Consider the following 18,097-nt stretch of genomic DNA (forward strand, 5'->3'; position numbering starts at 1 on the left):
CCCAATTTAGTCGGCTTGCACCAGCAGCACGCCGCGGCTGGTTACTAAAGCCCGTATGTCACGATCCACAGCAACGGCCGCCCTCACTGCATTTTGGTATGTCGCAGCATTGCAGCGATCCAACCTCAGCGGCTTCAGGCCGTCGGGAGTTCGACGGATCAGGTAGTCCAGCTTTTTCTGTACATCCTCCAAATCTGCGGTGTTACGCCCGGCAAGCACCGGCGCTCCACCTGTGAGAACTGCTTGAGCCACAGATGCTACGAAGTTGCCATAGGAGTCTTCGCGATGGAGGCCTCGCAATATTGGGAGGCCATGTTGATAGCTCGCCATGATGTCGTAAACCTGCTGGTAGGTTGCATCGAAGCTTGCGATGAACCACAACTCGTCGTCAGACTCCTTGAGAGAACTTGACAGGTCGCTCAGCTCAGGAGGATTGACCGTCCATCCCGGCAGTGCTGCAAGTTGTGCCTCAACGGCTTGACTGTGCTTGTTCTCAATCTGGAAATCATCGATGCTTCCTGCCGTCTGCCAGTGTCAGTTGATGTGGCTTCCAGAAAGCTGTATAAGGTTTCGCCCGTGTGGAACATTTCATATACTGCGCACACCATGTGGCGGATGCGGAGTCTGGGTGGAAGCTCGCTGGCTGCTCCGGGAGCATAGGTCTGCAACGGGCTCAGCTGAACTTTCAAGACCCGCAGTGATTCGATAATTCGTTCGATGTCGTGGTCGGGCTGAGCATCATGTTTGTCATGGTTGGCGCTCGTCCTCACGAAATCCATGGCATCAGCGCCCTCTTGCCACCCTGCCGAGCGAAGCTGTTGCGTGATGGCAAATAGTGATGAGTCTGCCCAGTCCGGGTGTGAGGCTTTTAGAGATCTCTCCCACAGAGCGGCGGCGTCTCGCGCGATCTCTCCAACTTCGTCCTGGTCGTAGCCAGTCACTTTGAGTCGAAGAGCCTGTGCAAGGCTCCGCGCCAAACCGTTGGAAAGCTCGTCGATGATACGCATGGGAGAATGATCTGCCAACTGGAGGCAATCGATCAAATCCAGCCACGGCGCTTGCCGACGCTTCTCGCGAAGAAAGACCAAGACAGATCCCCGCCCAGTGGGGGTTTGTCTGTGCTTGTGAGCGAGGGTGGCTTGTGTCGCGGAGTCGTTGGTCCTGAGGTCTTGAGCCGGTGGGTATATGTCAGCGGTACCAGCCGCGGCGGGTCGGTACTTCTATCCGCGGGATTTCGTGCGGTTTCAGCGGACGTTGGGGAACCGGGCGGATGGTGTAAGGGGTGATGCGGTCCTCCTCGCGCTCCCTCTCGATCATTTCTGCGGCGCTCTTGTCAGTCCTACGGATGTGGTCCACAGCCCAGGTCAGGAGGACGTCGAGGCGATTGACTTCCGCTTCTGCAGCCAAGAGCCGTTCATGGGCGGTCACCGAGCCATAACCGCACCATTGGCGGAGGATCTCATGAATGGGTCTTTGGCGGCGCAGGTAATAGTCGTATTCAAACTCGGCTGAAGTGGCTACCTGTTCCCGGGTTTCCCAGTTTTCAATTGTTCCGCCCCGCTTGGATTTTTCTCGAGCCACTGCTTCCTCGGCCATGACGAGGTCCAGGACCGGGGCCGGGTTCCTGCGACAGGCCAGCTCCACTACAGCCAGCGCCGCACGCGGGGACAGGAACACCTCGCCGTCGTGAACCAGCCAGGAAAATCGGGCTTGGAAGGCGGCCAGGGTCTGCCCGGTTAGCGTTTCGAAGGCGTTGTGATCGTGGACCGTCAACGAATCGTCGCTTGAGGCGACAGACAGCTCGGCGACCTCCGAAGGTACAAGGAGCTCAAGGGCCGCCCATAGGGCCGACGCCTCATGGTCGTCGATGGACTCGGCCTTGAGCCGCCTCCAGCCATCCATGGAGGCGTTGTACGGTACTACGTCTTCCCACGGCACCTTGAGCCGCGAACGAGGGACGTTCTCTTCCCTGCCCGGCGGATAGCCGTGCAGGTGACGGATGTCGACCCGGAATCTTCGACCCTCCTTGTGCACCGCCACGATGTGCACTCGCTCGGACGGCGCATCGTCACGCAGCCTGTAGGCCCACTCTTCCCCTGGGCAGGGACTACGTGAAACATCAGCTTTTGGTTCCATAGCCGCTCATTATCCGTCCACCCCCCGGCTGCTGTCTCCTAGCAGATTGGTGCCAACCAGTTAGCCGAACGAGAAACCATCAGCTGGAACTGCGCAGAACCTGGCTTTTGTTCAAAGCTACGTTTTCGGGATGGTGTCCGGCTTGTTCCTAGACTTGGGTGACGCTGTGGACGAGCATTGAATAATGAGCGCCGCCGAGACTGCCCCGGTCGATGACCAGACACGTGAATCCGGAAAACTGCTGAAGCGAGTACCTGGGCGGGCGCGGCCCCAGAAGGAGGCGCTCCGGGAGTTCGAGAAGGCTGTGGCCGAGCTACGGCAGCGGTACCAGCCGGTGTTCTGGCCTCTCTTCGTCCCAGAACCCAAGGACATGTTTCGCTGGCGCGTCCAGTTGGAGTGCGGATGTACTTACGAGGTCTACACGCACGGAGAGGACAAGTATCCGGACGATCGCCGCTACCTCGACCCAATCGCCCGATGCCGGCTTCCCGGCGGCGAATACTGGTGCCCGACCGACCACGGACCTGCTCAGAAACCGTATCGCGACATCGTGGAGTGGGTCGATCGGAAGATCACGGAGTTCCCGGCGGACCCTGAGGAGTCGGAGTATGACTGGATGGACGCCGAGACTTGGGCGAAGATTCGGAAGCCCGGGCCACACTCGTCGGCGTTCTGGCGGGTCAAGCTCGCCTGCGGGCACTACGAGCAGGTCTGTAGCGACGTGGACTGGAAACCTGAGGACGGGCCCAAGCTGGTGTCGGAGGAGCGTATCGCGGAGATCCGCCGTGAATTCGAGGAGATCTGGAACCCGGAAGGGCGCACCGGCTGGCCACACGAGAGCCCCGAGCGTGACCACATCCGTAAGATGATCGAGCTGCGCTGGCCTCGCCCCGATCCCAAGAGGGACTGCTTCACATGCACGCGTGCGCGGAGAATCACCGGCTACCAGCGGATCGGTTGGCTCGTTCCGAAGACGAACCCGGCACCGGCGTCATCAGCGAACCTTGACCGGAAGAAGGTCGAAGCCCGACTCGCCGCGGCGGAGGCCGAGGTCCGCAAGCTGCGCAAACAACTCGATGACGGAAAGGACGCTTGAATCCTTAGGTAGCGGCAGGAAGTTTCTCCAAGAGCCCGCGCGCGGTTCTATTGCTTCGATGGACAGCGTCGTGAATCGGGCGACTGAGTGCGTGATGCTTAGGCAAGGTTGCGGACCTTCTTCCCAGAACCCCATCCGTTCTTGACGATCTCGACCTTGCCCGAGGTCGCCAGGCGCTCGAAGAGCGTGTTGTTGGAGGAACCTGACGGGAGGTCAAACTCTACCCCCGGTCCACTGGTGAGCGTGTTGTAAGGGGAGCCGAGAAGCGCCAGCGACTCGATCAAGGACTCAGGAGTCATGTCTCGGGCACGCACCAAATGAGACAGGATCAGCTCCGGATTCTGGGTGGCTCGGGCGATACGCTGAACCTCCGCGAGGGGAAGCCAGATTTTCATCTCGCGTGCGTACTCACCCGCGGCTCGGAGCGCCCCAGCGTTGTCGTCGACCACGTACATGGCGAGTTCATTTACGACCTTCTCGCGAACACTGTGGGGTACCTGCGGGCTCGCCAGCAGGTCGGCGACGAATCCGGATACCAGGGCAGGAGTCAGGATCGATTCCATGTTCTTGGATACCGCGAAGGCCTCCGAGACCGACTTCCATCCAGCACGGGCAAAGTGCGCGAACGTGTCCGCTGTATCTGGGATCAAACCGGCTTCCAGAGCCAGCGCAAGAAGATTGTCCCCAGCCGGAACTAAGGCTGTTGCATCGACTTCGGCCGGTAGATTCAGGTTAACGGCGAGGTCGACCCGAGTCGCTGCTCGGAGATACGAGGAGGCGTTCAGGATCTGAATCGCGAGACTGTTTCTGGTGTCGGTATCGGTTTCATCGACAGACTGTAGTTCGATCGGCGTGTTTCCGTCGGGTGCCAGGAAACGGGCGAGGTGCTGATCGACTTGATTCGCCTGAACGTATGCCCAGACGTTCTCGGCTGTTGGCACCGCACGTGCCGCATTGATAACTGTTGGCCATGTCGCTGAAGGCACAGTCGTGATGACGTGAAGCGCCGCGTCGGGGGAGCTGTCCATGATGACATCGCGGAGTTGGTCTTCCGTCCAGGCTTCGTGTTGCTCGGTGATGACGTCCCGGAGGACAGACTCTGTTCCCACCACGTACTCGACCGGATCGTCGCCCCGAGCCGCGGCCAGGTACTCGTCCACGTTCTCATTGCAGTACAGCCAGACGTCCACCTTCTTCCTCACCTCGTCGAGAGTAGGATCGCCTTCGATGCCGAGCGCGATTCTCAGATTCGACGTGGTGAGCTGGTACATCTGTTCGGCGACGATCTTCTCGCGCAGTGGTTCGGCCAGATTGTTCAAGTCGGGGACGAGGATCTCGGCCGCCTTGACGAACGACAGGACGCGCTCGGTGCGCTCGGGGGACTGCCTCTGGTTGACCGCCGTAAGGCGAGGTAGTGCGGAGGTGAGCAGTGCCACGGATTTTTCCCCGTGGTCGTAAGCTTCAGCGTCCAGCCCGTTGAGAAGCGCGGCGTCTAGCAGACTGATCCTGGTCGCCTCGTCGGGGATCCCGCTGTGGCTTGCGATGTAGTCGATCAGTCCGGGCCACGGATGGAGTGCGAGCAGTGCGACGAGCTGTTCTCGCGGGGCATCGGCCGCATTAAGGAACGCATCGAGGAACGTCTCCACGTCACGGCTGTGGTCAGCCACGATAAACGCGACGACCTTCTTCGCTTCGGACAAGCTATTGGTCAAGAGGTGGCTGACGACATGGATGTTGAGGGAACTGACTGAACTCGTGAAGTCAGATGGAACCTGCTCGAGTAGGTTGCTTAAGGCGTTCCTGGTCGTGAACTGGTGGTCGACGTACATCTGGTTCGGTTGAACACTGTGATTGTAGAAGAACGCGACGTCGACCCCGATGAAGCTGCCATAGAAGGTCGCAGAGTACTCTGCGTAATTGCGGTTGATGAAGCCTCGACGGACGAGATCCCGCGCCAGCTCCGACTTCAGCACCCTTGTGATCTCGTCGCCGAATTTTGGTTCACCTTTCGGGAACCGCTCGTACTTGGCCAAATCGCTGAAGTCAGCGCCACGCAAGAAGGCGATGTCGCGATCATACTGTTGCCGCTGTCTGGCCAACTCGCTGGTGCTCGGATCGCGCCAGCGGTCGGCTTTCAGGCTCTCTGGGAAAAGGATCTCGACACGCGTTCGGTCGAGATGCACCATGGGAGGGCCGTAGTTGTTTTGTGTGGCAACGAAGCTCACGGATCCTGCCGCAGCGACATGCTTCCAGAAAGGAACAGTTGGCACATGGTCGGGTCCAAAGTTTGTACCGCCGACTGAGAATAGGTTGTAGGGGTACCCCGAATTGTTTGGCAGCGTATCTCTGATTGCGATGAGTTGACGCCCCAAGATTCTTGCCGTTTCCTCTTGCGTCCGCTGTAGTTCCTCTGTGTTTACTACCTCACGGCCTTTTTGCTGCAAGAGCTCGATTGATGCTCGGACAAGATCCCGATGGCGTTGCTCGAGCTTGTCCAATGAGCTTGCCCGCTGTGAGATGGCCTCGAAGTCCGCGAGGTGGAAGTTCTTGTAGACCACCAGCGCAAACAGATCGTCGGCAGTCATACCAGGCGCAGGATTCTTCACCCAGAGCAGGTGCTCCGCGAACACGACGAACTCGTTGCAGATGTTCTTCAGTAAGCGCATGTCGGTCGTATGGCGCGCTACCAAATCCAACAGTGGACGCGTCACGGTATCCGGACCCAGCTTCAGGTCATTCAACGCGTCGACCAGGTGATCACGTGCGTTGCGGTGCGAGATGAACGGCACCATAGGGACCACGAGTTCGAAGAACTTGGTCCGGTTCGCTCGCTCTACTGCAGCAGCGGCCATATCGACGGAAGGCACGACTGCTTCAGCAGAGCCGGCGTCTCCGCTCTCAGAGGTCTCCGTTCTCTTCTCTCGTGTCTCGGGGTCCGTACCTAGCTGTTCGAAGAGGCTGTCTTTGATGGCGTAGATGAACCGGAGCGGCTGGCTCTTGCCTTTCCAGTGTGCAGACGAGTTGATGAGCGTGTTGAGTTCTCTAAGGGAATCGAAGATCTGTGGATCGTCGAAGCGATCAAGGTCCTCGAAAATAACGTATTCGGGTTCGACTGCGTCGAAGAAGGCCACGATCTCGTCCAAGAACCCGTCGAAGTAGGTGCTTGGCTTCTCGCCGAGAGTGATGGTGGTCCCGGCTGTCGTGACCTGCGAGACGATCCGATCGCCGATAATCCATCGCCCGCCCGTGACGACAAGCACGACCAGAACGAAGAATAGGACACCCAAGGCGGTCTTCACACTTGGATCCGCGGTCCCGCCGAACCACGAGTCTCCCGGCCGGAAACCGATGAGCCAGGAAAGCGCCAGCCCGATGGAGGTCAAGCAAAGAGCCTGGAGGAAAGCCCTCCGCGGGGTCAGGGGAATGGTACGGGCGAACCTGGAACGACGGAGCTTCCCAGGTTTGGCCCGGTACACCAGCTGCTTGACGAGCTCCTTCTGGATCCTGTTTGTCAGGTCTTCGTCGTCCTCATCCGGGCCCAGAGTGTTGATGCTGATGCGTAGAGTCTGGTTCTTGTGTTTGGATTCGAACTGGTCGAGCACGCTGGACTTTCCGGCACCGTAACGACCGGTAAGGGCTATGTTCCTGTTCCTTGTATCCTCTATCGCGTTTTCGAGATGTCGCACGTAACCGCTGTGTTGCGAATCCAAAAATAAGGGCGCGAGAGAACGCAAGGTGACCTGGGCTCTGGCACTCGCTTCTGGTGCATTTTCGGCCTCGATCGAGCTGTCTTCAGATTCGGTAGTTTCCGTCACACTGACAGTATGTCCGGATGCCCCGACACTTTCTCTTCTGACGGCCACGGATTCGGTGTGCTGCCGAAAATTTCAATTACTGGACCGCCAACCAGATATGACTCGGCCGACGCTGTCTAGCGGCCTTCGGGGCCTGGCGATCTTCGCATGCCGAATCCCCGGAGCGCTGCGACCCATTCAGGCGACATGTCTCTTGCTTGACGCAGTGGCGTGAACGGCAGGGGAGCAGCGCCTGATCAGATCGGGGAGTGGCCCCCGTCGCCAGAAACCGGACCGCGCCGGGGTTCTGCCACCAGGGTCAGAGGCTAGGGTTCGACTTCATGAAACCAGAGCACCAGGCACGCGTGTCGTGGGCATGAGGCGACTCATCTCCTACTTCAACGTTTGTAAGCTGATCTCCTATCAGATGATGCCAAGTAGGGAGCGTCGTCGTCCTTTGTTGTTGCCGGGAGAACGAGCAAATCGTCCACTCAGCTCATCCGCGAAGACCTAGAAAGCGCACCTGACCTGCGGAAACACCTATGCAAGGCGACCCACCCCCTGTTTGAACAATCACCGGTCAGTAATGTGCGGAGACCCATATGGGTCGTCTTTCGGCCGCAGCAAAGGTATCGCCGCATTTCAGAGGCACATTTGCCTACCCATCTGACAACGTTGGTAAACCGCTCATATCGCGAGAATCTCCACCAAATGAAGGTGCTCGGGACCTAGCAAACAAGGGGCAAGTATGCAGGGTGACGACGACTGAGCTAACTCAAGCCAAACCGAAACGGCGGCTTGGTGGATCCGGTCAGAGGGCCCCTCGCGGCCAGCAGGCATCCCTCTGCATGCACAGCGCCTGTCAATCCGAGCGTGGCGTAGCCGCCCCTTACGGTGTGGCTACGAGAGCCCTCGCGGTCGGTGCACGAGAGTGCCCTGAGTCGCTGGGCGTTCTGCGCAATGATCAAGCGGTGAATTAGTTCGACAGGGGCCTGTGCCGCGGGTGCGAGGGCGAGGATCAGCTTGCGCCGAATATGGTGGAGACCAGTCGTGCGGGTTCTCTTCCTGCTCAATGATCTGGTGCAGCGGGTTGCCGTGGCAGGTCGGCCGGCAGCCTTGCTGCGTGCGATGCCAGGCCCGCTACGCCGAAGAGTTCATGCAGCCGAATGCGAAGACTCCCCGGGGCCCGGGCCTGCCGCGCTGGAAGGCCGGGACGAGTTGGCGTGTCGGTAGTGCCGGTTCCTGGGCAGCAGGACCATAGCGGCCAGCAGTGAGGCGATGAGGGACGCCGCCAGGATCCCTGTCGTCGCCTGGTCACCATAGTCGCCGCCGTGGCCGAAGCTGAGTTCCGCGACCAGCAGGGAAACGGTGAAGCCGATCCCGCCGAGGAGCGAAACGCCGAAAATGTCGATCCACTTGATGGAGCGGTCCAGTCTTGCCCTGGTGGCCTTGGTAAGGAGCCAGACCGTTCCGAGAATTCCGACCGGTTTGCCGACGACCAAGGCGATGATGATCCCGAGGGTCACCGGGTTCGCGAACAGGGATCCGATCCCGTCCCGGCCGCCCACCTGTACACCGGCGGAAAAGAAGGCAAACACCGGCACGGCGATACCAGCTGAAACGGGGCGGAGCCGGTGCTCCAGGATCTCGGCCAATCCCCCACCGGGCTGCGGTCCGCCCTTGGAGTGAGCGAGCGGAACAGCGAAGCCCAGCATGACTCCTGCAACCGTCGCGTGAATCCCTGAATTGTGGACCAGTACCCAGACGGCAGCGCCCAGGGGAAGCAGGATCAGCCAGGCCGCCGTCCGTGTACTGAAGAACCGCCGGTACCGGTGTGCAAGAAGGGTGTAGGAACCTAAGGCGAGCAGCACCAGCAGCAGCGGTTCCGGACGAATGTCCTGCGAATAGAAGAACGCGATGATGCCAATGGCGATCAGGTCATCAACCACGGCGAGTGTCAGGAGGAAAATCCGCAACGCGCCCGGCAGGTGCGAACCGATCAGGGCCAGAACAGCGACGGCGAAGGCGATGTCCGTCGCTGTGGGGATCGCCCATCCCCTCAGCGTTTCGGGACTGGCCAGGTTGACCACGGAATAGATGATGGCGGGAACAGCGACCCCACCGGCGGCAGCGGCAACCGGCACGACCGACTTGCTGGGCTCGCGCAGATCCCCGATCAGGAACTCCCGCTTAAGTTCAAGGCCGACGAGGAAGAAGAAGATGGCCAGCAGACCGTCCGACGCCCACTCGCCCAGGCTGAGTTCCAGATGCCATGGCCCGTATCCGACGCGGATATCCCTCAGCTGGAAGTAACCGGCGGAGAGCGGGGAGTTTGCCCAAATCAGTGCGATGATCGCAGCTGCCACGAGCAGCGCCCCGCCGACAGTCTCTTTGCGCAGGATGGAACCGATGCGCAGCAACTCGGAAGAACTTTCCCCTCCGAGCAGGAAGAAGCGGGGGCGGGAGTCCGGTGAGTTCTGGTCCATTCGGTGCGTCCTCGAGTAGTCCCGACAAGACAATGTCCCTCGCCGACGTAGTGGTCAGCGCAGCCGGGCGAATGTCACGTCAGCTCCTCCATGAGCCGGGCGAGAATGTCATTCATGGCGAGCAGCCCGACGAGCTGATTGCCTTCCACCACGACGAGCCGGCTGAGGTGATAGCGGCTCATCAGGGCCGCTGCCTGGCGGACGGACAGGTCCTCGTTGACAGTGATCGCGGGAATCGTGGCGGCGTCATAGACGTTCAGGAGGTCCACATCCCCCTCCTGCGCAACGACGGTGTCCAGGAGTTCTCTGTAGCTGAGCAGGCCGTAGGCGTCGTGGGCGTGCTGCCGCTCCACTACCAGGCTCTTCACCTGGCGCTCCTTCATCATGGACAGCGCCTCCCGCAGCGTGCTGTAGGGGGAGATCGTGACGACCTCGGGGACCATGACATCTTTGACGGTGAGCATCTTTCCTCCTCGTAACGTTTCCGGGCCTGCTTCAGGAGCCCTCGCGGCGCAGATGCTCCTCGAACCTGACCACCTGCCGCATATCGATCCCGGTCAGGTGCTCGATCGGAATCGCGAAGGCCAGGCCCCGGGATTCCGTTCCTTGAACCAATATCGAGTGCAGTTCCTTCAGGATGGGGGCAGTCAGGTGAGCGCCGACGACCATCAGCAGCACGGACTGCGTCCCTTCGAAGGTGAGCCCGAAAAACGTCTTCCTGGCCTCACCCCCGATGCCCTTGCCCGGCAAAATGGTCACACCCGTGGCACCGGCCCGCTGGGCGTGTTCAATCACCTTGTCTTCAAGCTCGTCCGGGGCAATCACGATGACTGCTGTGAATTTCATGCCGGTTGCCTCCTCAGACGGGGAAATCTCTCCATCACCATGGCATACACCATGACGGAAATGACGGGGAAGATCGAGGCATACGCGATCAGCCCAAACCCGTCGATCAGGGCGTCGCGTCCTTCGACCGCCGTTGCCAGGCCGATGCCAAGGGCTGTTACCAGCGGCACCGTGACCTCCGACGTCGTCACCCCGCCCAGGTCGAAGGCCAGGGCGATGATGTACTTCGGGGCGAAGAACACCAGCACGATGGCGACGGCGTAGGCGGCCATGATGAAGTAGTGGAACGGCCCTCCCACCAGAATGCGGTAGACGCCAAAACCGATCCCGAGGGCGACACCAACGGCGACAATGACCCGGACCGCGAACGCGCTGATCTTGCCCGGAGATGCATCCTGCGCCTGTTCTCCGATGGCCACCAGGGCAGGTTCGGCCATGGTGACCGCGAAGCCGATGAGCAGCGCGAAGAGCAGGATCAGGGCCGGGACTCCCTGTGCGATGAGTTGCTCCGCCATCAGGGTCCCGAGCGGGAACAGCCCGAGCTTGAGCCCCACGACAAAGGCATACAGTCCCACCAGGACCATGACGAACCCGATGACGACCCGCAACGGGTGGGGCAGTTTGCGCCGGAGCGCAACCCATTGGAAGAAGAGGACAACGCCCACGATCGGCAGCACTTCCCGGATCATTGAGGCGAGGCCGAGGATCATGCCGACCACCCAATCCGTGGGGGCCTCCCCGGCGTCGGTGACCGGCGGAGCTGGCCCGGCATCGCCGAAGGTGTAGACCCAGATGCCGTAGAGCTGCACGCCGATCATGGGCACCATCACGCACAGTGCCACCAGGCCAAAGCCGTCCGCGAGCAGGCTGCGTCCCCTGATGGAATTCGCCAATCCAAGGCCGATCGCCGCGATCAGCGGGACACTGACGATGTTGGTGGTGACCCCGCCCGAATCGTAGGCGAGACCAATGATCTCCGCGGGGGCCACATAACTGAGCCCCAGCACCACGACATAGCCAGCGATCAGCAGTTTGTAGACAGCCCAGCCCCGCAGGACACGCAGTACGCCCAAGATCAAGACCAGACCCACCGACACAGCGATGACAAAGCGCAGCACCAGCGCATTGATCCGACCATCGCTGACCAGCTGGGCCTGCTCCGCGACAGCGATCACCGCCGGCTCCGCGACGGAGGCAGCGAAGCCAATGGCAAACCCAAATGGCAGCAACAACCCCAGCGCCCCGCTCCGGACAAACTGATTAGCCAGGTTCTTCCCTACCGGGAAGATACTCAGATCCAGGCCATACAGGAACAGGGCAATGCCAACAGCCACAATCAGGAGCCCCGCCACCAGCTCCAGGGGATCATCGGGCATGGAGCGGAACACCAGCAGTTGGAACAGAACAACCACGATAACGATGGGCAGAAGGTTCCTGAGCGCCTTAAGGAATTCGCGGGCAAGTCGGCTGAGGTGCTCCATCGGGTCCTCTCCCGGAATGATCCTGCGAGTACCTGGCTTTTCAGTCTGCCGGGCCAGCCCAGTCGCGTCTGCCAACCGAGGCTCCGGTGTGAATCGACGACACGCGCGGGTCCACGATCGTCATCGCCCGCTCCCTGCGAGCCGGGCAACCCGACGTTCGAGTTCGGCGATCCGATCGGTGATCGGCTGACTGTGCAGGAGCTCGGCGACCTGATCGGCCTCGTCCTCCTCAAGCACGATCCTTGCCACTACCCGATCCGGCTCCGCCGAGTCGTAAACGAAGATTTCGCATCTGCCGGGACGCGCGACGAGGATGCGGAATTGCTGGCCGTCGCGGGTCTGGCAGTCGTGCAGCACGCCGGAGCCGGGCACCGTGGAGTGGGTGGTCTCCATTGGGCACTCCGTTCCGTCGGTTCTAGGGGTAAATCCAGTCTCCCTTTGCGGTCAGGGAGGTGCCATTGGGCCTGACACCCATTTCCGGTGCGTCGCGCGCCAGGGATTCCGCCGTCCGTGGGTGCCAGCCCTCATGGACAAAGGACGCGGGCCGCGCAAGGCTAGTACGCATGCGGACTCCGCTCGAAACCAGGGCCGCCGGAACGGCACGCGGCGTACCTCCGAAAGGACCGGCACAGTTGCTGTTCTGGCGATTGTTCATCATCAACGGATTGCTTTTCGCGATCGGAACGCTCGTGTTGGCACTCTCGCCGGCGACGGTGTCCTCGCCCGTACTGCTCACCGAGGTACCGGTCCTCCTCATTGGTCTGGCTCTCATCCTCGCCGCGAACGCAGCCCTGGTGCGGGCCAGCCTCGCGCCGCTCGACGCCTTGACGACCGTGATGCGCCGGGTGGGCCTGCTGCGGCGCGGTGGCGACCGGGCGATCGAAGCCGGCAACGGCGACCTTGGGCATCTCATCCGCACCTTCAATGAGATGCTTGACCGGCTGGAGGCGGAGAACAGCGCGAGCAGCGCCCTCGCGCTGGCTGCGCAGGAGGGGGAACGTCAGCGGATCTCGCGGGAACTGCACGACCAGATCGGCCAGAGCCTGACCGTTGCTCTCCTCAGTCTCAAACGGGTTGTCGATCGATCTCCTGACGATCTCCGCGAGGAGAGCCTCGTCGCGCAGGAGGCGGTCCGCGCGAGCCTGGAGGAGGTCCGCCAGGTGGCGCAGCGTCTGCGCCCGGGCGTGCTCGCGGACCTCGGCCTGCGAAGCGCGCTGAATTCGCTGGGCTCGGAGTTCTCCCGCTCGAGCGGGATCCCAGTGACCTGGGAGGTCGATGACCCCCTCCCCGAGCTCAGCGGGGACGTCGAGCTCGTGCTTTACCGCATCGCGCAGGAGGCGCTCACCAATGTCGCCCGGCACGCGCACGCAACACGAGTCGATTTCGCGCTCACCTCGACGACGAAGGGGCTGACCCTGCGGATTCTCGACGACGGGCAGGGCGGTGACCTCCGCGAAGGCGCGGGCATCCGCGGGATGCGCGAACGGGCCCTGCTCATCGGTGCCGAGCTGACGATCGCCGCACGGGCGAGCGAGGGGACCGACGTTCGCCTCGTCGTTCCCGGAGTCGAGACGGGGAGCTGATCCGATGGGCGAACCCACGCGCATCCTGCTCGCTGACGACCACGCCCTGGTCCGCCGCGGCCTTCGCATGATCCTCGACGCGGAACCCGACCTCACCGTCGTGGCCGAGGCCGCCGACGGCACAGAGGCCGTCGCCGCCGCGACCGCGGGCGGGGTGGACCTCGCTGTTCTCGACATCGCCATGCCACAGATGACCGGCATCCAGGCGGCACGGCAGATAGCGCGGAGCGCACCCGACGTGCGGATCCTCATCCTGTCGATGTACGACAACGAGCAGTACTTCTTCGAGGCCCTGCGCGCCGGGGCCTCGGGCTATGTGCTCAAATCGGTCGCCGACCGCGACCTCATCGAGGCGTGCCGTGCAGCGATGCGCGGGGAGTCGTTCCTCTACCCCGGCGCGGTCACCGCGCTCATCCGCGACTACCTCGAGCGCGACCGCCGTGGCGACCGGATGCCGGACAGTATCCTCACGCCCCGCGAGGAGCAGATTACGAAGCTCATCGCAGAGGGGAACTCCGCCAAGGAGATCGCCGACATCCTCAGGATCAGCGTGAAGACCGTCGATCGCCACCGGGCCAACGTCCTGCAGAAGCTGGGGTTGCGCGACCGGCTGGACCTCACACGGTTCGCCATCCGCACCGGGCTCATCGAGCCATAAGCGGTCCGACCTGAGGAGCGGACGGCTCATGACTGCAGCACCACAACCTGTCGTTGAAACCTTCGGCCTTGTCCAAGATTTCGGCGGGACACGTGCACCGTGCAGCCCTTACCCGAGAGTCACCGGCGGTGAATTCCACGATTTTCTGGGCCCCCACAGTGCAGGCAAATCCACCACGCTGAGGATTCTCCTGGGCCTCATCGGCCCCGCCGCCGGTACAGCCCGGTTGTTCGGCCTGGGCTCCTGGACCGATCCTGTCGGAACGCGCCGGGACGTTGCAGTCCTCCGGCTCACGGTTGTACGCAGGAGGGCGGGAAGCGGTCATGGCTCTGTCAGATGAAGAGCGCAAGCGCCTTGAAAAGCTCGAACAGGAACTGGCCCTATCCGACCCGGGTCTGGACAGGCAGCTGCAATCGGGCCGGAACCCGGCTTCCCCCCGTACTATCTACGGTGTCCTGGCCGTTCTGGCCGGCTTCGCCTTGGTCATCGCCGGCATCATCACACAGCTTGCGGTCATCGGCGTCGCTGGCTTCCTGCTGATGGTCGCAGGAGCCAGCTGGTTCCTTAGCGGCCTCCGCATAGGGGACGTGTCCGGGCGGCAGCCAGAACGCCGGGCAGACGGCGGACCCGGGCCCCTTTGACCGCTGCCTGCTCGCGGGGTGTGGGCGTCCACCATCGCTACCTCACCTGACGGGAGACTTACCGATGAAGGTATTGATCACTCCTGCAAAGGAACATCTACCGTTGCGGTGGATGATTGCCGCCTGCTCCGTATACGCCGGCGCGGGCATTCCACGTCCGGCGTCACCATCTGCGCCTTCGATGGCTTTGTAGCAGAGGACGACGGCTTCTTCGAGGCGTCCTTCGCGTTTCAGGTTGCGAGTGCTTTGTCGTCGCACGGACTCCTGGGTGGCAAGTTGGTGCCGGCGCGGCAGTAGGGTCCCGGGCGTCCGCTCAGGCGGCTGCGCCGATACTTGTAGAACGCGATCGGGTGAGGGATGGTGCGTGCCGTGTATCGGGGCTGTCGGCGGCGGGTCTGGTTCTGTAATTTGGCGGCGATGCGGAGCCGGTGGCGGCATCGGCGGGAGGCATCGGGCACAGGTCCGTGATGTGGCCCATTCCGGCGTACTCCCGCACGTCACTGATTCCTGCAACTGCCGACGGCTTGTCCGGAAAGGAACGGGAGACCGCCATCACCGTCCTGTCGGGAGCTATGATCCTGAACCTGAAGCCCGCTTCTTCATCTTTGAAGAGTTCGTACATTCCCGCCATTGGTCTCCTCCCGGCGGTAACCGCCGCCTTGGCTTCGATATTTTGTCATCGGGGCGGAAACACGGCGCTGGGCTACCGTCCCGATGGGCTCGTAAAGGCATGGACTCCGAATGACACAAAATGTGAAGCGCGCCACACGTCCGCCACTAAAGCTACGTTGAAAATCCCCTACCGGCCAGTAGAACTTTTGCAGGAAGTTGGATGCCCGACGTCAGCCAGCCAAATACGCAGTATCTCGGAGAGCAAACGGTGGGCGCCGATTATTAAGGCCGCTCGCGCGCATCGTCTTTCCAACATCCACCCGCCGCCGGGAGCAGGCAAGACTATGCACCATCGGTGGGACGGCGAATTTCGCCCGATCGCGACGCCGCCGCGCCGCGGTGACCACTCGAGCCTGTCCACTCGGACTCCCGGACGACAGCATTCGGGAGACAAATGGCGGCGCACTTGTTGATGGCGGCCTCCGCCGGACACGGGTAATCGTGACCGAACTCGAGCCCGCGTCTCACGCGAGGATCATCCATGTGCCCGACTGCTCGTCCGTCAGACGGACGCTGGTTGGTTGAGCGAGCACGATGCGACAGGGGCCATGTCGACCCACCTCGTTCTTGAACGTTCGTCGATCAAGCCCCTCTCAGATGGTCTCTCGGAAGGTCGCTATCGTCCTCCGGTCAGATCGGCACGGTCGACTTGATCGCCGTGCCAAGGGCCCAATGAACGCCGAGAACCTCGCCTGAACAGGGGAAACACGGGTCTAAACCGACCCACCCCCTGTTTTAACATTCACTGGGGCCAACTGCAGCCTGGTCCTCGGTGCACTGCTGTTGGCCTGCCGCAGCCTACGCCTGCCCCGGGTGCCGGCTGCTGTGCTGGCCGGGGCCGGACTGGGCCTGTTCGTGGTGCTTGTGGGTCCCGATGCGAGCGTGCTTCGGGCGGCGCTGATGGGAGGTGTTGGACTGATCTCACTGGCAGGCGGGCGGTCCGGACGCGGGCTCAGCTTCCTGAGCGTGGCCGTGATCGCGCTGCTGCTGATCGACCCGGGCCTGGGATCGAGCTTCGGGTTCCTCCTGTCCGTCCTGGCCACCCTGGGGATCATTGTCCTCGGGCGCCGCATCATCGACTGGACGCCGGTGTTCATTCCGCGTTGGGTGGCGGCCGGGGTCGCAGTCCCCTTGTCTGCGCAACTGATGTGCGGGCCGGTTACAGTGCTGCTGCAACCCGAATTCTCAACGTACTCGCTGCTGGCCAATGTCATCGCTTCACCCCTGGTGGCTCCGGTGACACTTCTGGGGACCGCAGCCGTGCCCTTGGTAATTCCGGCTCCCTGGTCCGCCACAGCCCTGATCGCCGTTGCGGGTATCTTCACCGCCGGCATTGCAGCCACGGCAAGGTTCACCCCGCAGCTCCCGGGCGCATCACTTCCGTGGCCGGAAGGCGTTGCCGGGCTGCTCACCATGCTCTTCCTGTCAGCCCTCACGTTTGGAACGCTGTGGGCGGCCTCCCGGCCCCGCAGGTTCGGCCGCTGCGTCCTGGCTTCCCATCGGCGCGTTGTAGCCCTGATCGAGGCCCTTGAATCGGGCCAAGTCGGTACCCTGGACGGCCTTGGCCGCGGGTCAGGGCCCGGGCCGAGCCGGCCCGTGGTGCCACTGACGCCTGCCGGCTTGGACCGGACGGCCGGACGTGGCAGGCTGGAATACTCCACAAGACTTTCCGGAAGGAACCCACGATGGCCGCTGCGCAGAAGCGAGCAACCCGTTCCCCGGCATCGAATGCGGCCTCCTGGCGGGATGTAAAGCCCGCTGCGGTGGTGCTGGTCAGCGGCCCGGAGGAGTACCTGGGCATCAGGGCCATGGACCACATCCGTGCCCAGGTCCGGGCAACAGCCCCGGACGTGGAGGTCAGCCGCATCAATGCGGCCGCGTACGAGCCCGGCACCCTGCTGATGCAGGTCAGCCCGTCGCTGTTCGGCGAAAGCAAGCTCATCGAGGTCGAAGCTGTCGAGGCCATGAACGACGCCTTCCTCGCTGACGCGCTTCGGTACGTAGAACATACGGAACCGGATGCCGTCCTTGTCCTGCGGCACGGCGGGGGAGTCCGTGGGAAGAAACTCCTGGACGCAATCAAGAAGGACGGCTGGCCCGTGGTGGACTGCCAGCCCCTCAAGAAAGACGCAGACAAGGTGGCCTTCGTGGCGGCCGAGTTCAAGGCCGGCGGCCGCCGTATTGAGCAGGACGCGGTGCAGGCCCTGGTCAACGCTGTCGGCGCAAACCTCTCGGAACTTGCGGCGGCGTGCAGCCAGCTCATCGCCGATGCCGGGACCACCGTGACTTCAGATATTGTGGACCGCTACTACGGTGGACGCATTGAAGCGACGGCCTTCAAGGTGGCGGACGCGGCAATGGCCGGCAACGCTCCTTTGGCCCTGTCCACGCTCCGTCATGCCCTCGCCACGGGAGCAGACCCCGTCCCGCTTGTTGCCGCGCTGGCCGCAAAACTCCGTACCGTGGCCCGCGTTGCCGGTGCGTCGGGCTCCTCTGGCCAGATTGCCGCGGAACTGGGTATGCAGCCCTGGCTGGTGGAGCAGGCGCAGCGCGACGTCCGCCGGTGGACCCCGGATGGCCTGGTCAGGTCCATCCAGGCCACGGCCGAGGCGGACGCGCAGGTCAAGGGGCTTTCGCGTGATCCTGTGTATGCAGTGGAGCATGCGGTCACGGTGATCGCCATGTCGGTCCAGGGCCGCTGACA

The 18,097-nt window shown here is 62.4% G+C and carries 17 protein-coding genes; 6 read left to right on the top strand and 11 right to left on the bottom strand.

Annotated features, from left to right (window positions below; all coding sequences use genetic code 11):
- Positions 1-6 precede the first annotated feature (6 nt).
- From GK109_RS20335 to GK109_RS20345, 3 genes are all read right to left on the bottom strand, one after another.
- Entirely contained in the window at positions 7-381 is a 375-nt protein-coding gene (locus GK109_RS20335) for a hypothetical protein (protein ID WP_157242260.1), read from the bottom strand.
- A 38-nt stretch (positions 382-419) separates the two neighbouring features.
- Positions 420-1,007: a hypothetical protein gene (locus GK109_RS20340; protein ID WP_157242261.1), complete on the bottom strand. Its 588-nt coding sequence runs from the start codon at positions 1,005-1,007 to the stop codon at positions 420-422.
- A gap of 181 nt (positions 1,008-1,188) precedes the next feature.
- Positions 1,189-2,136, bottom strand: a complete 948-nt coding sequence (locus GK109_RS20345; RefSeq protein WP_157242262.1) for a hypothetical protein — start codon at positions 2,134-2,136, stop codon at positions 1,189-1,191.
- A gap of 184 nt (positions 2,137-2,320) precedes the next feature.
- Here GK109_RS20345 and GK109_RS20350 point away from each other — a divergent pair, with 184 nt between their 5' ends.
- Positions 2,321-3,232: a hypothetical protein gene (locus tag GK109_RS20350; protein ID WP_157242263.1), complete on the top strand. Its 912-nt coding sequence runs from the start codon at positions 2,321-2,323 to the stop codon at positions 3,230-3,232.
- A 98-nt stretch (positions 3,233-3,330) separates the two neighbouring features.
- Here GK109_RS20350 and GK109_RS20355 read toward each other — a convergent pair whose 3' ends face one another.
- The 7 genes from GK109_RS20355 to GK109_RS20385 all read right to left on the bottom strand — a co-directional run bounded on the left by GK109_RS20355 (position 3,331) and on the right by GK109_RS20385 (position 12,404).
- A complete protein-coding gene (locus GK109_RS20355) occupies positions 3,331-6,918 on the bottom strand; it encodes a hypothetical protein (protein WP_157242264.1) in 3,588 nt (1,195 codons plus the stop codon).
- Between the two features lie 1,262 nt (positions 6,919-8,180).
- The gene (gene nhaA / locus GK109_RS20360) at positions 8,181-9,512 is read right to left on the bottom strand and encodes a Na+/H+ antiporter NhaA (protein ID WP_157242265.1); all 1,332 of its coding nucleotides are present in this window, start codon (positions 9,510-9,512) and stop codon (positions 8,181-8,183) included.
- Positions 9,513-9,586: 74 nt separating this feature from the next.
- Positions 9,587-9,976 (bottom strand): CBS domain-containing protein, encoded by a 390-nt coding sequence (locus GK109_RS20365; protein ID WP_157242266.1) that lies wholly within the window; start codon positions 9,974-9,976, stop codon positions 9,587-9,589.
- Positions 9,977-10,007: 31 nt separating this feature from the next.
- Positions 10,008-10,358, bottom strand: coding sequence for a transcriptional regulator (locus tag GK109_RS20370; RefSeq protein WP_157242267.1), 351 nt, complete (start codon positions 10,356-10,358; stop codon positions 10,008-10,010).
- Positions 10,355-11,914, bottom strand: coding sequence for a DUF1538 domain-containing protein (locus tag GK109_RS20375; protein WP_231754899.1), 1,560 nt, complete (start codon positions 11,912-11,914; stop codon positions 10,355-10,357). The genes GK109_RS20370 and GK109_RS20375 overlap by 4 nt, the downstream gene beginning before the upstream one ends.
- 45 nt (positions 11,915-11,959) lie before the next feature.
- The gene (locus GK109_RS20380) at positions 11,960-12,232 is read right to left on the bottom strand and encodes a hypothetical protein (RefSeq protein WP_157242269.1); all 273 of its coding nucleotides are present in this window, start codon (positions 12,230-12,232) and stop codon (positions 11,960-11,962) included.
- Between the two features lie 22 nt (positions 12,233-12,254).
- Complete coding sequence (locus GK109_RS20385; protein WP_157242270.1) at positions 12,255-12,404, bottom strand: hypothetical protein; 150 nt, start codon at positions 12,402-12,404, stop codon at positions 12,255-12,257.
- Between GK109_RS20385 and GK109_RS20390 the strand changes: the two genes are divergently transcribed.
- The 3 genes from GK109_RS20390 (at position 12,403) to GK109_RS20400 (ending at position 14,721) form a co-directional block, all read left to right on the top strand.
- Positions 12,403-13,422, top strand: a complete 1,020-nt coding sequence (locus GK109_RS20390) for a histidine kinase (protein ID WP_197432521.1) — start codon at positions 12,403-12,405, stop codon at positions 13,420-13,422. The genes GK109_RS20385 and GK109_RS20390 overlap by 2 nt on opposite strands.
- A gap of 4 nt (positions 13,423-13,426) precedes the next feature.
- Entirely contained in the window at positions 13,427-14,080 is a 654-nt protein-coding gene (locus tag GK109_RS20395; RefSeq protein WP_157242271.1) for a response regulator transcription factor, read from the top strand.
- 323 nt (positions 14,081-14,403) lie between these two features.
- Positions 14,404-14,721, top strand: a complete 318-nt coding sequence (locus GK109_RS20400; protein WP_157242272.1) for a DUF3040 domain-containing protein — start codon at positions 14,404-14,406, stop codon at positions 14,719-14,721.
- A 313-nt stretch (positions 14,722-15,034) separates the two neighbouring features.
- Here GK109_RS20400 and GK109_RS20405 read toward each other — a convergent pair whose 3' ends face one another.
- Positions 15,035-15,352 (bottom strand): DUF1508 domain-containing protein, encoded by a 318-nt coding sequence (locus GK109_RS20405; protein WP_157242273.1) that lies wholly within the window; start codon positions 15,350-15,352, stop codon positions 15,035-15,037.
- 824 nt (positions 15,353-16,176) lie between these two features.
- Here GK109_RS20405 and GK109_RS20410 point away from each other — a divergent pair.
- Both GK109_RS20410 and holA read left to right on the top strand, forming a co-directional pair.
- Positions 16,177-17,145 carry a ComEC/Rec2 family competence protein gene (locus GK109_RS20410; RefSeq protein WP_231754900.1) on the top strand — a complete coding sequence of 323 codons (969 nt, stop codon included), beginning with the start codon at positions 16,177-16,179 and terminating at the stop codon, positions 17,143-17,145.
- Complete coding sequence (gene holA / locus GK109_RS20415; RefSeq protein ID WP_157242275.1) at positions 17,079-18,095, top strand: DNA polymerase III subunit delta; 1,017 nt, start codon at positions 17,079-17,081, stop codon at positions 18,093-18,095. The genes GK109_RS20410 and holA overlap by 67 nt, the downstream gene beginning before the upstream one ends.
- The last annotated feature ends 2 nt before the right edge of the window (positions 18,096-18,097 follow it).

Source organism: Pseudarthrobacter sp. GA104, assembly GCF_009741265.1.
Taxonomy (GTDB): domain Bacteria; phylum Actinomycetota; class Actinomycetes; order Actinomycetales; family Micrococcaceae; genus Arthrobacter.

Excerpts from the sequence above, each read along its gene's own strand:
- GK109_RS20340 (WP_157242261.1), bottom strand. The coding sequence starts at position 1,007 with ATGCGTATCATCGACGAGCTTTCCAACGGTTTGGCGCGGAGCCTTGCA.
- GK109_RS20345 (WP_157242262.1), bottom strand. The coding sequence starts at position 2,136 with ATGGAACCAAAAGCTGATGTTTCACGTAGTCCCTGCCCAGGGGAAGAG.
- GK109_RS20350 (WP_157242263.1), top strand. The coding sequence starts at position 2,321 with ATGAGCGCCGCCGAGACTGCCCCGGTCGATGACCAGACACGTGAATCC.
- nhaA (WP_157242265.1), bottom strand. The coding sequence starts at position 9,512 with ATGGACCAGAACTCACCGGACTCCCGCCCCCGCTTCTTCCTGCTCGGA.
- GK109_RS20365 (WP_157242266.1), bottom strand. The coding sequence starts at position 9,976 with ATGCTCACCGTCAAAGATGTCATGGTCCCCGAGGTCGTCACGATCTCC.
- GK109_RS20370 (WP_157242267.1), bottom strand. The coding sequence starts at position 10,358 with ATGAAATTCACAGCAGTCATCGTGATTGCCCCGGACGAGCTTGAAGAC.
- GK109_RS20380 (WP_157242269.1), bottom strand. The coding sequence starts at position 12,232 with ATGGAGACCACCCACTCCACGGTGCCCGGCTCCGGCGTGCTGCACGAC.
- GK109_RS20390 (WP_197432521.1), top strand. The coding sequence starts at position 12,403 with ATGCGGACTCCGCTCGAAACCAGGGCCGCCGGAACGGCACGCGGCGTA.
- GK109_RS20385 (WP_157242270.1), bottom strand. The coding sequence starts at position 12,404 with ATGCGTACTAGCCTTGCGCGGCCCGCGTCCTTTGTCCATGAGGGCTGG.
- GK109_RS20395 (WP_157242271.1), top strand. The coding sequence starts at position 13,427 with ATGGGCGAACCCACGCGCATCCTGCTCGCTGACGACCACGCCCTGGTC.
- GK109_RS20400 (WP_157242272.1), top strand. The coding sequence starts at position 14,404 with ATGGCTCTGTCAGATGAAGAGCGCAAGCGCCTTGAAAAGCTCGAACAG.
- GK109_RS20405 (WP_157242273.1), bottom strand. The coding sequence starts at position 15,352 with ATGGCGGGAATGTACGAACTCTTCAAAGATGAAGAAGCGGGCTTCAGG.
- holA (WP_157242275.1), top strand. The coding sequence starts at position 17,079 with ATGGCCGCTGCGCAGAAGCGAGCAACCCGTTCCCCGGCATCGAATGCG.